12 protein-coding genes are annotated in these 15067 nt (G+C 71.5%); 8 read left to right on the top strand and 4 right to left on the bottom strand.

The window, feature by feature from the left end; all coding sequences use genetic code 11:
- Positions 1-8 precede the first annotated feature (8 nt).
- The 4 genes from KS03_RS27450 to KS03_RS27435 all read right to left on the bottom strand — a co-directional run bounded on the left by KS03_RS27450 (position 9) and on the right by KS03_RS27435 (position 5205).
- Positions 9-1985, bottom strand: coding sequence for a bifunctional 5-dehydro-2-deoxygluconokinase/5-dehydro-2-deoxyphosphogluconate aldolase (locus tag KS03_RS27450; protein WP_015876187.1), 1977 nt, complete (start codon positions 1983-1985; stop codon positions 9-11).
- Between the two features lie 18 nt (positions 1986-2003).
- Positions 2004-2828, bottom strand: coding sequence for an ATP-binding cassette domain-containing protein (locus KS03_RS27445; RefSeq protein ID WP_015876186.1), 825 nt, complete (start codon positions 2826-2828; stop codon positions 2004-2006).
- A 12-nt stretch (positions 2829-2840) separates the two neighbouring features.
- Positions 2841-3986, bottom strand: coding sequence for an ABC transporter permease (locus KS03_RS27440; RefSeq protein ID WP_015876185.1), 1146 nt, complete (start codon positions 3984-3986; stop codon positions 2841-2843).
- Between the two features lie 142 nt (positions 3987-4128).
- Positions 4129-5205, bottom strand: coding sequence for a sugar ABC transporter substrate-binding protein (locus KS03_RS27435; protein WP_015876184.1), 1077 nt, complete (start codon positions 5203-5205; stop codon positions 4129-4131).
- 216 nt (positions 5206-5421) lie between these two features.
- Between KS03_RS27435 and KS03_RS27430 the strand changes: the two genes are divergently transcribed.
- The 8 genes from KS03_RS27430 to KS03_RS27395 all read left to right on the top strand — a co-directional run bounded on the left by KS03_RS27430 (position 5422) and on the right by KS03_RS27395 (position 14889).
- Positions 5422-6300, top strand: coding sequence for a MurR/RpiR family transcriptional regulator (locus tag KS03_RS27430; RefSeq protein ID WP_015876183.1), 879 nt, complete (start codon positions 5422-5424; stop codon positions 6298-6300).
- Positions 6293-7321 (top strand): inositol 2-dehydrogenase, encoded by a 1029-nt coding sequence (gene iolG / locus KS03_RS27425; protein WP_015876182.1) that lies wholly within the window; start codon positions 6293-6295, stop codon positions 7319-7321. The genes KS03_RS27430 and iolG overlap by 8 nt, the downstream gene beginning before the upstream one ends.
- Positions 7322-7331: 10 nt before the next feature.
- On the top strand, positions 7332-8372 hold the full coding sequence (locus KS03_RS27420; RefSeq protein ID WP_015876181.1) for a Gfo/Idh/MocA family oxidoreductase: 1041 nt from the start codon (positions 7332-7334) through the stop codon (positions 8370-8372).
- Between the two features lie 157 nt (positions 8373-8529).
- Positions 8530-8757 carry a sulfurtransferase TusA family protein gene (locus KS03_RS27415; RefSeq protein ID WP_015876180.1) on the top strand — a complete coding sequence of 76 codons (228 nt, stop codon included), beginning with the start codon at positions 8530-8532 and terminating at the stop codon, positions 8755-8757.
- 814 nt (positions 8758-9571) lie between these two features.
- The gene (locus tag KS03_RS27410) at positions 9572-10276 is read left to right on the top strand and encodes a response regulator transcription factor (protein WP_015876179.1); all 705 of its coding nucleotides are present in this window, start codon (positions 9572-9574) and stop codon (positions 10274-10276) included.
- Positions 10277-10305: 29 nt separating this feature from the next.
- A complete protein-coding gene (locus tag KS03_RS27405; RefSeq protein WP_373419881.1) occupies positions 10306-11733 on the top strand; it encodes a FecR domain-containing protein in 1428 nt (475 codons plus the stop codon).
- Positions 11734-11741: 8 nt separating this feature from the next.
- A complete protein-coding gene (locus KS03_RS27400) occupies positions 11742-14192 on the top strand; it encodes a CHASE2 domain-containing protein (RefSeq protein WP_045678922.1) in 2451 nt (816 codons plus the stop codon).
- Between the two features lie 82 nt (positions 14193-14274).
- A complete protein-coding gene (locus KS03_RS27395; RefSeq protein ID WP_015876176.1) occupies positions 14275-14889 on the top strand; it encodes a DUF4136 domain-containing protein in 615 nt (204 codons plus the stop codon).
- Positions 14890-15067: the final 178 nt, after the last annotated feature.

Here is a 15067-nt window from a genome sequence, read left to right as displayed (position 1 = left end):
GGGGCTCCTCATGCGACCCGGCGCGCGGCGACGCGGCCGGCGCGCGCCGTGCGCCAGGCGTCGATCAGCGTCTCGAAGGTGGCGCGCACGCGCGCGATCAGGCCGGCGTCGTCGAGCTCGCCGGCCAGCCAGGCGCGGCTGGGCTCGTGGAAGATGGTGCGGCCCACCGTGAAGCCGCGGCAGGTGCGCGAGGCGGCCGCGGCGGTGAAGCCGTCGATCAGCTGCTCGGCCGGTGCCGACAGGCCCAGCAGCACCACGCCGCGGCAATACGGATCGCGCTCGGCGATCAGCTCGTCCACCATGCGCCACTGGCTCGCGTCGAGCGGTTCGAGCTTCCACCATTCCGGCCGGATGCCGAGGTTGTAGAGCCGCTTGAGCGCGCGATAGACGATGTCGGCGCCGGCGGGCAGGTCCGGGCGATGCGGCGGGATCACCTCGAGCAGCAGCTCGTGGCCGCTCGCCTGCACCGCGTCGTACAGCGTGCGCAGCTGCGTTTCCTGTTCGAGCCGCGTCTGGAAGGCCTCGTCGGGGTGATAGCGCACCAGGCACTTCGCGACGTGCTCGGCGGGCCAGGTCTCGAGCGTGGTGCCGAGCGAGCGGCCGTGGTCGAATTCGAGCGGCAGCGAGCCGGGCAGCTCCACCGGCCGGCCGATCCACCAGCCGCGGCCGGTCGCCTCGTTGAGCGCGTCCTGGCCGTAGCGATCGTCGATCAGCACGCCGATCCGGCCTTGCAGCCCGAGCTGCGCCTCGGTCTGCGCGACGGCCTCGACGAACAGGCGCTTGAGGTGATCGATCCGCTCGATCGGCGCGCCGGTCTGCTGCGCGAGTTCGAAGAACTGGTTGCGGTGGTCGAAGGCGAAGCCGAGCACCTGCTCCCACGCGCGCCGCGGCGGGCTCACGCGGTGCAGCCGCGCGAGCGTCGCGTCGCGGTCGGGGCGGCGCATGCGCAGCGGATCGCGCTCGGCCTCGCGCAGGAAATGCTCGAGTTCGGCCGGCGTCGGCATTGCCGGCGAGCAGCCGTGGCGCGACACCACCAGCGCCCCGCAGGCGTTCGCGATACGCGCGGCGGCCTCCAGCGGGGCGCCGCGCAGCCACTGCGAGAGCAGGCCCGAGGCGAACGCGTCGCCGGCGCCGAGCACGTTGAGCACGTCCACCTCCACGCCGCCCACCAGCTCGAGCGCGTCGAGCGTGTTCGGCACCGCGCCCTCGATGATCGAGCAGCCGAGCGGGCCGCGCTTGACCACCAGGGTCGCGCTCGTCACGCGGCGCACCATCTCCAGCGCATCGGGCAGCGCGTCCTTGCCGCCCGCGATGCGGAATTCCTCCTCGGTGCCGATCACCAGGTCGAACAGCGGCAGGATGCGCTGCAGGTGCGCCGTCACGCCCGCGTCGGCAACGAAGCGGGTCTCGCCGTCGGCCTTGCCGGTCAGCCCCCAGAGCACGGGCCGGTAGTCGATGTCGAGCACGGTGCGCACCTGGTGGCGGCGCGCGAAGTCGAGCGCACGGCGGCTCGCGCGGTTGACGCGCTCGGTCGAGAAGTGGGTGCCGGTGATCAGCAGCGCCTTGGCCGAGGCGATGAACGCCTCGTCGATGTCGGTCTCGTCGAGCGCCATGTCGGCGCAGTTCTCGCGGTAGAACACCAGCGGAAACGTGTCGCGATCCTTGAGGCCGAGCAGCACCAGCGCGGTCAGGCGCTCCTCGTCGGTGATGAGGCGGCGCGTGTCGCAGCCTTCGCGCGCGAGCGTCTCGCGCACGAAGCGGCCCATGTGATCGTTGCCGACGCGCGCGAGCATCGCGGACTTGAGCCCGAGCCGCGCCGCGCCGAACGCGATGTTGCCGGACGAGCCGCCCAGGTACTTCGCGAAGCTGGTCGCGTCTTCCAGGCGCGCGCCGATCTGCTCGGCGTACAGGTCGACCGCCACGCGGCCGATGCAGATCAGGTCGAGCGGGCGGTCCGGCGCGAACGTGAGGGGGGAATGGGACATGTCGGTTCCTGTCGGGAGTTAGAGCACCGCGCCGTCTAGCTCGGCGACCATCTTCTGCATTTCCGCGCCGCCCGCCATCATGTCGAGCACCTCGTCCTTCGAGATCGCATCCTTCGTGAAGGTGCCGAGCGAGCGGCCGCGGTTGAGCAGCGTGAACGAGTCGCCGATCGGATAGGCGTGGTGGACGTTGTGGGTGATGAAGATCACCGAGATGCCCTTGGCGCGCGCGGCGTGGATCAGCTTGAGCACGTTGAAGCTCTGCTTGACGCCGAGCGCGGCGGTGGGCTCGTCGAGGATCAGCACGCGCGCGCCGAAGTGGATCGCGCGCGCGATCGCGAGGCACTGCCGCTCGCCGCCCGACATGGTGCCGATCGGCTGGTGCGGGTCGCGCACGTGGATGCCCATCTCGGCGAGCTTGGCGCGCGCGACCTCGGCGCTGGTGTCGAGGTCCATCACGTTGAGCAGGCCGAACAGCTTCTTCCGCGGCTCGCGGCCCATGAAGAAATTGCGCGCCACCGACAGCAGCGGCACCAGCGCGAGATCCTGGTAGACGGTGGCGATGCCGAGGTCGAGCGCGTCCTTCGGCGAGGTGAACGCCACCGGCCGGCCGTCCACCAGATAGCGGCCCTCCGAGGGCTGATGCACGCCGGCCAGCGTCTTGATCAGCGTGGACTTGCCGGCGCCGTTGTCGCCGAGCAGGCAATGCACCTCGCCGCGGCGCAGCCGCAGGTTGATGCCGGACAGCGCGATGACCTTGCCGAAGAACTTGCTGACGCCGTCGAGCTCGAGGATCGTGTCGGCGGCGACGCCGGACGGGGAGGCGGAAGAGGAAGGCGTGGACATGATTCGGCTCCCTTACGACTGCGCCACGCGGCGGCGCACATAGTGGTTGAACAGCACGGCGAGCAGCAGCATCACGCCGAGGAATACGCGGAACCAGTCCGAGCTGATGTTGGTATAGGTGATGCCGATCTGCACCACGCCGAAGATCAGCGCGCCGAACGCGGCGCCGATCACCGAGCCGTAGCCGCCCGTGAGCAGCGTGCCGCCGATCACCGCGGCGATGATCGCCTCGAACTCCTTCTGCAGCCCGCGGTCGGCCGCCGCCGAGCCGATGTCGGCCACCTGCAGCACGGCGAACAGGCAGGCGCAGAACGCGGTCAGCACGAACAGCAGGATCTTCACGCGGCGCACCGGCACGCCGACGTTCTTGGCGGCGTTGGCGTCGCCGCCCACGGCGAGGATCCAGTTGCCCCAGCGCGTCTTGGCCAGCACGAACGCGCCGATCGCGGTGGCCGCGAACCACCACAGGATCACCTTCGGCACGCCCGGCACGAGCGGCTCGCCGTTGTCGAGCAGGCCGCCGATGCCGGCCTGCGCGAGCCAGCGGAACAGGTCGTGGAAGGCCACGCCCTGGAACAGCAGATGGGTGAACGGATCGGCGTGGGCGTAGTCGCCCATGCCCGAGATGATGGTGCGGTCGGCGAACATGATCGACAGCGCGAGCGTGAGGCCGCGCAGGATGAACAGGAATGCCAGCGTGACGATGAACGAGGGCAGCCGGGTGCGCATCACGAGATAGCCGTTCAGCGCGCCGAGCGCCATCGAGCTGGCGAACGCGAACAGCACGGCGGCCCAGATCGGCCAGTGGAAATAGGCGGTGGGGATCGCCACCATCATCCCCGAGAAGCCGATCATCGAGCCGATCGACAGGTCGAACTCGCCCGCCACCATCAGCAGGCAGGCGCCCACCGCGAGGATGCCGAGATAGGCGGCCACCTGCGACCAGTTCATGATGCCGTCGAGGTTGAACATGCCCGAGCCGCCCGCGCCGATCGCGAACACCGCGAACACCAGCACGGCGCCGGAAATCGCGGCGAATTCGGGGCGGTTGAGCAGGCGCGAGTACCACGCCTCGCCGCGCAGCCGCTCGTCGGCCCGGCCGCCCGCGGGCGGCGTGTCCTGCGTCTGCGCTGTCAGATGCTTGCCGGCTACACCCATGATGTCTCCTTGATGCCCGGCGCGCACGGAGCAGGGCCACTCCGCCGCGTCGGTACAGAGGCGCGGCGCCGCCGCCGCGCGATGAACGATGACGATGAGCAGGGCGCGGCCGGCTTGCGCTGCGGCCGCGCCACGCGCCGCTTCAGCGGTATTGCCCCGCGTACTTCACGACCTTGTCGAGGTTGTCCTTCGTGATGAAGCCCGGACCGGAGCGGATGTTGCGCGGCCCGTAGGACGGCTGCAGCCCGTAGGTGGCAAGGCGCGCCTGGAACTTCGGATTGGCCTCGAGGATCTGGCGGATCTTCACCGGATCGGTGGTCTTGTCCTTCTTCACGATCGCGAGCACGGCCACCGGGATGTAGCCCTGCAGGTACGGCTGCTGGTCGATCGCGAACTGGATCGCGCCGCTGCGGATCGCGCGGGCGATGTCGTCGGAGAAGTCGAAGGTGGCGAAATAGAGCTTGCCGCTCAGGCCCATCTGCTGCAGCGCCTTGAGCGTGGCGGCGGCGGGCACCGGGCCGAGCGTCAGCACCGCCTGCGTCTTCGGATGGTTGCGCAGGTAGGCGCTGACCTTCGACTGGATCTCGGTCGGGTCGGTGCCGGCATCGATGGTGGAGCTCTTCATGTCGGCGCCGATCGCGTCGGCAAAGCCGCGGCAGCGCTCGAACGACACCGGATTGGTGGCCAGGTGGTTGACGCAGAGGAACGACTTGACGCCGGCGGCCTTGGCCTTTTCGCCGGCCGCCTGGCCCGCCACGTACTCTGGCTGGCCCACGTGCATGATCGCGCCGAGCTGCGCGCTCTGCTCCTCGGTGCCCGAGTTGATCGTGACGAGCGGGATCTTCTTCGCGGTGACCTTGCCGAGCGAGTTCTTCAGCACGTCGTAGTCGGCGATGGTGGTGATCACGCCGTCGTAGTCGCGCGCGGCGGCCTGCTCGATCAGGCGCGACATGTCGGCGATGTCGCCGTTGGGCGGGTTGCGATAGTCGGTCGTGACGTTGAAGTCCTCGTCGGCCTGCTTGATCGCGTTCTTGATGGTGTTCCACCACGAGTCGGAATCGGGCGCGTGGCTGATCAGCACGAAGCGGGCGTCGGCAGCCTGCGCGCTGCCCGCCGTGGCGGCCAGGCCGGCCGCGCAGGCCAGCGCCGCGACGAGCGTTCGAAGACCCGCCTTGATTGCGGGCGCGCGAAAGCCGGCCTTGCCATTGCAAAGTCTCATGTCTCCACCTGTGTCGGTTCTGTTATGGGTCGAACGTTGCCGTCCACGAGCAAGATTAGGTCAACTCGCCAGCGATTGCAAAGAAAATTTTATTTCAAATGTAAATGGAAAATTTGTTCCATTTCGACGGCGAACTGCCTATACTCGGCTCACGACATCGGCATGGCGCCCGGTGCCGCGCGGGCCTCGCGCGGCGGGGCCGCGCAGCCGCACACCATGGACGAGACACCGCATTCCGAGACGCCCGTCGACGCGCTGCTGCAGCGCATCACCGAGGCTTACGACGCGCTGCCGAGGCAGTTGAAGCGCATCGCCTCGTACATCGACGAGCATCGCGCCAACGTGATGATGGATCGCACCAGTGACATCGCCGAGCGCTGCGGCGTGCATCCGTCGGCGGTGGTGCGCTTCGCGCAGCGTTTCGGCTTCTCGGGGTTCTCGGATCTGCAGGCGGTGTTTCGCGACGCCTACACGGGCCAGAATCCGGCCGGGCAGAGCTACCGGCAGCGGATTCGTTCGCTGATCGACCAGCGGCGCGGCGCGCTGTCGGTGCCGGCCGTCGCGCACCAGTTCATCGAGGCCTCGCGCGCCGGTCTCGACGAGCTGGCGGCGGGGCTCGACGACACGCAGTTCGACGCGGCCGTGTCGATGCTCGAGAAGGCCGAGAACATCTACGTGATCGGCGTGCGCCGGTCGTTTCCGGTGGCGAGCTACATCGTCTACGCGCTGCAGCACACGGCGCGGCGCGTGCACCTGGTGTCGGGGCTCGGCGGCATGTACCGCGAGCAGATCCGCAGCGTCGGGCGCGGCGACGTGGTGGTCGCGATCAGCTTCGCGCCCTACGGCAAGGAGACCCGGTACTGCCTGCGCGCCGCGCGCCTGAACCATGCGAACACGCTCGTGATCACGGACAGCCGGCTTTCGCCGCTGGTCCGCGAGGCGAGCGCGCATCTGCTCGTGAAGGAGGGCAGCGCGTTCGCGTTCCGCTCGCTCACGAGCACCATCTGCCTGTGCCAGGCGCTGTTCATCGCGCTCGCGTACCGGCTCGAACTGAACGTGGAAGAAGTGAAGGACACTGGAGGATACGATGACTGAAGCAGTGCCGACGATCGACGTCGCCGTGTTCGGCGCCGGGCGCATCGGCCGCATCCATGCGGCGAATCTCGCGCGCCAGCCGGGCGTGCGGCTCAAGTACGTGATCGACGTGGACCCGGCCGCGGCCGCCGCGCTGGCGGCCGAGCACGGCGCGCAGGCGGCCGACGTGGACGGCGCGCTCGGCGACGCCGCGGTGGGCGCCAGCGTGATCTGTTCGAGCACCGACACGCACGCCGACCTGATCGAGCGCTCGGCCGCGGCCGGCAAGCACGTGTTCTGCGAGAAGCCGGTCGATCTCGCGCTCGAACGCGCGCGTGCCTGCGAGGCCGCGGTGGCGCGCGCCGGCGTGGTCTGCATGATCGGCTTCCAGCGCCGCTTCGATCCGACCTTCGAGGCCGTGAAGGCGCGCATCGACGCGGGCGAGGTGGGCGCGCCGGAGATGCTGGTGGTGACCAGCCGCGACCCGGGCGCGCCGCCCGTGGCCTACCTCAAGCGCTCGGGCGGGATCTTCAAGGACATGCTGATCCACGATTTCGACATCTTCCGCTGGATTCTCGACGACGAGGCCGAGACGCTGCACGCCACCGGCAGTTGCCTGACCGACGCGGCGGTGGCCGAGGCGGGCGACATCGACGCCACCGCGGTGACGATCCGCACCCGGGCCGGGCGGCTCTGCCAGATCAACACCTCGCGGCGCGCCGCCTACGGCTACGACCAGCGCTTCGAGCTGCTCGGCAGCGGCGGCATGCTGCAGGCCGGCAACCTGCGGCCCACCGAGGTGACGGCCTATACGGCGCGCGCGGTGTCGAACGACCTGCCCGAGGCGTTCTTCCTGGAGCGCTACCGCGCCGCCTACGCGCGCGAGATCGCGCATTTCTTCGCGGCGCTCACGCGCGGCGAGCCGGTGCGCACCACCATCGCCGACGGCGTGAAGGCGCTGGAGCTGGCCGAGGCGGCCACGCGCTCGTGGCGCGAGCAGCGCATCGTGCGGCTCGCCGACGGCGCCGCCGCCTCCGCCTGAGGGAGCCGCCATGCAGACTGTGACAAGCCCGGCCGCGCCGGTGCGGATCGGCATCGCGGGGCTCGGCCGGCTCGGCCGCCGCCATGCCGAGAACCTCGCGCGGCGCGTGCCGGGCGCCGTGCTGGCGGCCGCCTGCAGCCCGGTGGCCGAGGAGCGCGCGTGGGCGCGCGAGACGCTGAAGGTGCCGCGCGTCCACGCGGATTTCGCCGCGCTCGCGGCCGACCCGGAACTCGATGCGCTGTGGCTCGTCACGCCGTCCGCGCTGCACGCCGAGCAGATCGTCGCGGCGCTGCGCGCCGGCAAGCACGTGTTCTGCGAGAAGCCGCTCTCGCTGGACCTGGCCGAGTGCGAGCGCGTGATCGCCGAGGCCGGCGCGCGGCCGCATCTGCAGGCCACCATCGGCTTCATGCGCCGCTTCGATCCGAGCTACCGCGACGCGTTCGAGCGGGTGGCCGCCGGCACCATCGGCCGGCCGTTCCTGGTGCGCTCGCAGACCGCCGACCGCAACGACCCGGATGGCTTCTTCGTGCGCTTCGCGCCGGGCTCGGGCGGCATCTTCCTCGACTGCTCGGTCCACGACATCGACGTGGCGCGCTGGCTGCTGGGCCGGCCGCGCGCCACCCGCGTGTTCGCGGCCGGCACGGTCGCGCTGCACGAGGGGCTGCGCGCCTGCGGCGACGTCGACAATGGCGTGGCGATCTGCGAATTCGAGGGCGGCGCGCTCGCGATGTTCTATGCCTCGCGCACCATGGCGCACGGCAACGACTCGCACTCGGAGGTGATCGGCACGGCGGGCGCGCTGACCATCGGCCGCAATCCGCGCGCGAACCGCGTGGAGATCCACGACGCCACCGGCATCCGCAACACCTGCACGCCGACCTTCTTCGAGCGTTTCGAGGAGGCGTTCCTGATCGAGGCGCAGGCGTTCGTGGCGGCCGTGCGCGACGGCGCCGACTCGGGCGGCGCGACGCTGGCCGACGCGCGCGAGGCCACCCGCATCGGTCACGCGATGCGCGAGGCGCTGGCCACCGGGCGTGCCGTCGAGCTATAGGCGTGCGCAGGCGAGGGCGGTCCGCCGCCACGGCGCGGCCCCGTCGCGCGCCGCGCAAATGCCGGGCGGCCGGCACGCGGCGGCGCGCTGCGGTAAAATCGCGGCTCGATTCCGCGCCGCGTCGGGCGCGGGCGCGTCATACGAAGGTCGATAGCCGATGGAAGTTCACAAGGAAGTGGATGCGCGCGGGCTCAACTGCCCGCTGCCGATCCTGCGCGCCAAGAAGGCGCTCGCCGACATGCAGAGCGGGCAGATCCTGAAGGTGCTCGCCACCGATCCCGGCTCGCAGCGCGACTTCGCCGCGTTCGCGAAGCAGACCGGCAACGAGATCGTCGAATCCTCGACGCAGGACAAGGCGTTCGTGTTCCTGATGCGCCGCCGCTGACGGTGCCGCCGGCCGCGATGCCGCCGCCCGGGCCTCAGGCCCCGGCGGCGGTTTTCTTTTGCGCGGCCCGCGCGCCGCGCTTCTCCACCGTGCCCCTCCGCCGTGCCCCTCCGCCGCCCGTCATTCACCCGCACGGCCAATGGGCCGGCGCCGCGTGCGGCATTTTTAAATAAATGCAGAATTGCTCGCCGGTTTGGCCGAACCGATTGGCGCGCGATTATCGCGGCCCGAGCCGTGCGGCCGATATCGTTGCCGGGCGCGGGATCGGCATGGGTGGCCGAGGCTCGATAATTGTCATTTTTTGAAATCAATGGCCGATGAAAAGCGCATCACAGGCGATGCAAGAAAATGGCCGATGTGTTATTCGATAAGCGCGGATTTGAATCGCCGTGGTTTTGCCGGTGATTATTAACGATCTGACAATTCTTGAACGACACTCGATAGGCTACTATTTATACTGCGCTGCAAAGGCCGGCATGCCCAGCCGGCCGGCGCCATCGGCATGGCGCGGCGCCTCGTGAAGCGCGGCGCCGCATCGGTGAGACACCATACAGTTTCAAGTCCGGTCCGGATCCCGGCAATCATCGGCCGGGCAGCCGCCGGGGCGGCCGCGCGCTGCGCGGCGCGTGGCGGTTGCGAGGCGGCTGGAGGAAGTACGACCGGATTTTGAGAAGAACGGCGATCCGGACACGATAGGAACGGACGCCGCGTTGCGGTGGTCCTGCCGGTCCGAGGCCACGGGCTGGCAGGCGGTTCGCGCGATCAGGCGCGGAACGCGGAACGGTTTGCCGCCGAGTTCGCATTGCGGGGTGTTATGAGAATTGCTGTATTGGACGACGACGAGTCGCAGACGGAATTCGTCAGCCAGGCGCTGACGGTGGTCGGCCATACCTGTTACGCGTTCAGCGAGGGCAAGGCGCTGAAGAAGCGCCTGCAGCGCGAGACCTTCGACTTGCTGGTGCTCGACTGGAACGTGCCCGACCTGTCCGGCGAGGAACTGTTGAAGTGGGTGCGCGAGAACCAGGTCGAACATCGCCTGCCGATCATCTTCATGACGAGCCGCGACGACGAGGCCGGCATCACGGAAATCCTCAATGCCGGCGCCGACGACTACGTCGTGAAGCCGGTGTCCGCGCCGATCCTGCAGGCGCGCATCCACTCCCTGCTGCGCCGCGCCTATCCGGCCCACAACGAGGCGGCGATCCGCGAATTCGACGGCTACCGCTTCGACACCTGCCTGAAGCAGGCCTTCGTGGCCGAGCAGCCGGTCAACCTCACGCAGAAGGAATTCGATCTCGCGCTGCTGCTGTTCCAGCACGTCGATCAGCCGCTCTCGCGCGCGCACATCCTCGATCTGGTCTGGAAGCAGGCCACCGACGTTCCCTCGCGCACCATGGACACCCACATCTCGATGCTGCGCACCAAGCTGGCGCTGCGGCCCGAGAACGGTTATCGCCTCGCGCCGATCTACGGCTACGGCTACCGGCTCGAACGGCTGCAGCAGGGAGCCGCCGAGTGAGCGCCACGCGGTTCGCCGCCCGCCGCGCGATCGCGGCGGGCGGGCTGGTGCTGGCCGCCGTCGGCGCGGCCGGTGCCATCAGCGCGCGCGCCGCCGCGCGCGCGCCGGCCGCCGATGGCGGCCCGCCGGCGAGCCGCGCGAGCGGCGGCACGGCCCACCCCCTCGCGACGGTGCCCTACCTGACCCGCGAGGGCGACACCCTCTACGAGATCTCGACGCGTTATCTGCAAGGCCCCGGCGACTGGCCCCTGGTGGCGCGCCTGAACGGCGTGCCGGCGCCGAAGCGGCTGCAGCGCGGCGTGGTGATCCGCCTGCCGGCCGCGCGGCTGCGCCGCGAGCGGCTGACCGTGCGCGTCGTCGCGCTGCATGGCGCGGTCGAGCGCGCCGGCCGCGACGGCGCGTTCGCCGCGCTCGGGGCCAAGGCCACGCTCGGCGAGGGCGACCGCCTGCGCACCGGCAGCGACGGCTTCGTCACGCTGGAGCTGAGCGACGGCACCCACCTGAGCCTGCCGCCCGACAGCCAGATCGACTTGACCGTGCTGCGCCGCACCGTGCTGACCGGCGTGCTCGAGCGCGAGTTCGAACTGCGGCGCGGCTCGGTGGACAGCGAGGTCACGCATCTGAAGCGGCCCGACGACCGCTTCCAGATCCGCGCGCCGTCGGTGGTGGCCGGCGTGCGCGGCACGCGCTTTCGCGTCGGCTATGACGATGGCGACGGCGACGGCGACGGCGACGGCGGGCAGGCGCTCACGCGCGTCGAGGTGCTCGACGGCGCGGTCGGCGTCGAGCCCGATGCGCCGCGCGCCGCCCGGCGCCGTGCCGCGGCTCCGGGCGCGACGCTGGTGCACGCGAATTTCGGCAGCGTGACGCGGGCCGGCGGGCAGGTGGGCGCCCCGGTGCCGCTGCTCGAGGCGCCGCGGCTCGCCAGGCCGGGCAAGCTGCAGGACGACGCGCAGGTCGACTTCGAGATCGTGCCGCTCGACGGCGCGCGGGCCTACCACGTCGAGCTCGCGAGCGACGCCGGCTTGCTCGACCTGTTGCGCGAGGTGCGGTCCGACACGCCGCGCGTGCGCTTCTCCGATCTGCCCGACGGCCGCTACTTCGTGCGCATCGCCGCGCTCGACGCGAACGGGCTCGAAGGGCAGGCGCGCGTGTACGGCTTCGAGCGGCGCCGCTTCGGACTGCGCACCGAGGCCGGCCCGGCCGGCGACGGCTACGCGTTCCGCTGGAATCCGAGCGGCGCGACGGCCGCCGTCACGCGCTACCGCTTCATCCTGTCCGCCTCGCGCGAGCTGGCCGATCCGATCGTCGATCAGCCGGGGTTGACCGACACGCGCCTCGTGATCGCGCATCTGCCGCCCGGGCGCTATTACTGGACCGTGATCGCCGAGCAGTTCGTCGACGGCCGCTTCTACGACAAGGCCGGCGCCGTCAACAGTTTCACGCTCGCGCGCTGAGCCGGCCGATGAAGCCTGACACCGGCTCCCGGCGGCGCCCCCCCGGCCGGCGCTTTCTCCTCGAATGGCTCGCGATCGGCGTGCTCGGCGTGGCGGCCGTGCTGGCCGGCGTGGCCTGGCAGTCCACCGCGAGCATCGACCGGCTGATCTACGACCATCTGCTCGCCGCGCGCCGCCTGGCGCCCGATCCGGCCATCGTGGTGGTCGAGATCGACAATCCGAGCCTGGAACGGCTCGGCCGCTGGCCCTGGCCGCGCAGCGTGCATGCGCAACTGCTCGAGCGGCTCGCCCAGGCGCGGCCCGCCGCCGTGGTCTACGACGTATTGTTTACCGAGGCCTCGCCCGACGACGCGCAACTGGCCGCCGCGCTCGCGCGCGTGCCGACCTGGCTGCCGGTGCTGCTGGGCCCCGAGAACGCCGCCGGCGCGCGCGCGCTGACGCTGCCGGTGCCGCCGCTCGCGGCGCGCGCGGCCGGCATGGGCCACATCAACTTCGAAGTCGATCCGGACGGCATCGTGCGCAGCGTCGCGCTGACCGAGAGCGACGGGCGGCGCGACTGGCCGCAGCTCATGCTGGCCGTGGCGCGCGGCATCACGCGTGCCGCGGCCCCGGCGGCGGGCGCGGCGTTGGCCGCGAGCGAGGCGGGGCCGAGCCGGCAGGGCGCGACGCCGGCGGGGGCCATGCCGCACGCCTCGCGGTTCGCCGCCTCGCTGCCCGGCGGCCGCTACCTGATTCCGTTCAGCCGCGGCACACCCGCCTATTCGTCCTGCTCGCTCGCCGACGTGCTGGCCGGCAAGGTGCCGGACGCGGCGCTGCGCGGCAAGGTGATCGTGGTCGGCGTGACGGCGGCCGGACTCTACGACCGCTTCGCCACGCCGATCTCGGGCGAGTTCGGCCCGCTGCCGGGCGTCTACCTGCATGCCAACGTGCTCGACATGCTGCTGACGGGCCGCGCGATCTCGCCGGTCTCGCGCGGCTGGCTGTGCCTCGCCTCGCTGCCGCCGCTCGCGGCGCTGCTGGCGGGCATCCTGCTGCTGTCGCCGCGCCGCGCGCTGCTGCTCGCGCTGTCGGTGGCGGCGCTGTCGGTGGCGGGCAGCGCGGCGCTGTTGTACGGCGCGCGACTGTGGCTGACGCCGGCCCCGGCGATCCTCGGCCTGATCGTGGTCTATCCGACCTGGAACTGGCGGCGCCTCGACATGACCATGGCCTACCTGCGCGACGAGCTCGAGCGGCTCGCCGCCGAGCCGCACCTGCTGCCCGAGTCGCCGCGTGCGTCCGGCGCGCGCGCCGAGTTCGGCGGCGACCCGCTCGAGCGGCAGATGAACCTGATGGCGCAGGCCGCGCGGCGCGTGCAGGACATGAAGCGCTTCGTCTGGGACAGCCTCGACAGCGTGCCCGAGCCGATCTTCGTGACCGACGTGGCCGGCATCGTGCTGATCGCCAACCACGCGGCCCGGCGCTATTGCGCGCGCCTGCGGGCGGCCTCGCCCGAGGGCCGCCCGCTGCCGGCCGCGCTCGGCGAGCTGGCATTCGTCAAGAGCGTGGCCCATCCCGAGCGCGAGCCGGACCTGCGCGCCGCCTGGCCGGACGCGCTCGATCCGACGCGCGGCGAGGCGCCGGCGCTGCTCGCGAGCGGGCTCGAGGTGCGCGATGCCGACGGCCTCGACCATCTGCTGCGCTACGCGCCCTGTACCAACGCCGAGGGCCAGGCGATCGGCTGGATCGCCGGGCTGGTGGACGTGACCGCGCTGCATGCGGCCGAGCGGCAGCGCGAGGAGGCGCTGCATCTGCTGTCGCACGACATGCGCTCGCCGCAGGCCTCGATCCTCGCGCTGGTGCGCACCGAGCGGCAGCGCCGCGACGCCGGGCCGGCGCAGCGCGAGCTGCTGGCCCGCATCGAGCGGCACGCGCAGCGCGCGCTGACGCTCGCCGACGAGTTCGTGCAGCTCGCACGCGCCGAGTCGCAGACCTACCGGATCGACGTCGTGAACCTCGCGGACCTGCTGCTCGACGCCAGCGACGAGGTCTGGCCGCAGGCGCAGGCGAAGCGGATTCGCATCGACACGGCGCTCGGCGAGGCGCCGTGCTGGATCGGTGCGGAGCGCTCGCTGATGACGCGCGCGCTGGTGAACCTGCTGAGCAACGCGATCAAGTACAGTCCTGCCGACACGCTGGTCCGCTGCACGCTGGCATTCACGGAGGCGCCGCCGCGCGTGACCTGCACGATCCGCGACCAGGGCTACGGGATCGCGCCCGAGCACCAGCGGCACCTGTTCGAGCGCTTCCGCCGCTTTCACGCGGGCGAGCGGCCCGAAATCGCCGGCACCGGGCTCGGGATGGTGTTCGTGAAGACGGTGGTGACGCGGCACGGCGGCGGCATCGCGGTGGACAGCGCGCCGGGGCGAGGCACCGCGATCGCGATCACGCTGCCGCGGCTCACCGACGTGGCGGATCCATGACGATCGGCAGCGCAGCGCAGCGCAGCGCCGCGGCGCGCGCCGACACTGAACCGGCCGCCCGGCGGCCAGCCAGGAGAGAGCAATGAAGACGAGATGGGCACGCGCCGCAGGCGGGCTGGCGGTGCTGGGCATGCTGGGCGCCTGCGCGGCGCCGACCACCGGCGTCAGCGTGCAGGCCGGGCAGGGGGGCTTCGCGGGCGAGCGAAGCTACGGCTTTGCGTGCCCCGATGCGCAGCAGGGCCAGGCGGGCGATGCGCGGGTCCAGGCGCTGGTGCGCGCCGAGCTGGCGCGGCACGGCTATCGCGAGCAGCCGGAGGGCGCGCGTTACCGGCTCGTGATCGCCTATGCGACGCAGCCGGCCGAACTGACGGTGACGGCGCCGGAGCGCGGCGCGGCCGGCGCCGGCCAGCTGCGCGCGGACGGTTCGGCGCCGTTCCCGCTGCCGTTCGCCGGCCCCGTCTATCGGCATCTGCTGACCCTGCAGTTCATCGACCGGCGCGACGGCAGTCTCGCCTATCAGGTCACCTCGGCCGCGCGCGACCGCGACCCCGATCCGCTCGCCGCGCTGCCGGCGCTGGTGCGCGGCGCGCTGGCGAAGCTGCCGTTCGACGGCGGCGGCTGGGCGGTGACGATCAAGCGCGGCGCGGCGGGTGCCGTGCCGACGGTGGAGTCGATCGAGCCGGCGCGCTCGCGCTGAGCGCCCGCCGCCCGGCCGGCAAGCGGCCGGCCCGCCGTGCCGCGCGCGCCCAGCGCAGGCCGCCCGCGGGATCGGCGTTCGCGCCGCATCGACCATCGGTTCGTTCAATCGCCGCGCGCCGCCGCCGCCGATACTGGGCCTGTTGCGCGGCGCCCCCGGCAGGCTTGCGCCGGACCGA

Origin of the sequence: Burkholderia glumae LMG 2196 = ATCC 33617 (assembly GCF_000960995.1) — a bacterium.
In the GTDB taxonomy this organism is placed as follows: Bacteria; Pseudomonadota; Gammaproteobacteria; order Burkholderiales; family Burkholderiaceae; genus Burkholderia; species Burkholderia glumae.
The sequence above is the reverse complement of the archived record's forward strand: the minus strand, read 5'-3'. Positions and strand labels throughout refer to the sequence as shown.

Coding starts and splice junctions, on each gene's coding strand:
- KS03_RS27450 (WP_015876187.1), bottom strand. CDS start 1,985: ATGTCCCATTCCCCCCTCACGTTCGCGCCGGACCGCCCGCTCGACCTG.
- KS03_RS27445 (WP_015876186.1), bottom strand. CDS start 2,828: ATGTCCACGCCTTCCTCTTCCGCCTCCCCGTCCGGCGTCGCCGCCGAC.
- KS03_RS27440 (WP_015876185.1), bottom strand. CDS start 3,986: ATGGGTGTAGCCGGCAAGCATCTGACAGCGCAGACGCAGGACACGCCG.
- KS03_RS27435 (WP_015876184.1), bottom strand. CDS start 5,205: ATGAGACTTTGCAATGGCAAGGCCGGCTTTCGCGCGCCCGCAATCAAG.
- KS03_RS27430 (WP_015876183.1), top strand. CDS start 5,422: ATGGACGAGACACCGCATTCCGAGACGCCCGTCGACGCGCTGCTGCAG.
- iolG (WP_015876182.1), top strand. CDS start 6,293: ATGACTGAAGCAGTGCCGACGATCGACGTCGCCGTGTTCGGCGCCGGG.
- KS03_RS27420 (WP_015876181.1), top strand. CDS start 7,332: ATGCAGACTGTGACAAGCCCGGCCGCGCCGGTGCGGATCGGCATCGCG.
- KS03_RS27415 (WP_015876180.1), top strand. CDS start 8,530: ATGGAAGTTCACAAGGAAGTGGATGCGCGCGGGCTCAACTGCCCGCTG.
- KS03_RS27410 (WP_015876179.1), top strand. CDS start 9,572: ATGAGAATTGCTGTATTGGACGACGACGAGTCGCAGACGGAATTCGTC.
- KS03_RS27400 (WP_045678922.1), top strand. CDS start 11,742: ATGAAGCCTGACACCGGCTCCCGGCGGCGCCCCCCCGGCCGGCGCTTT.
- KS03_RS27395 (WP_015876176.1), top strand. CDS start 14,275: ATGAAGACGAGATGGGCACGCGCCGCAGGCGGGCTGGCGGTGCTGGGC.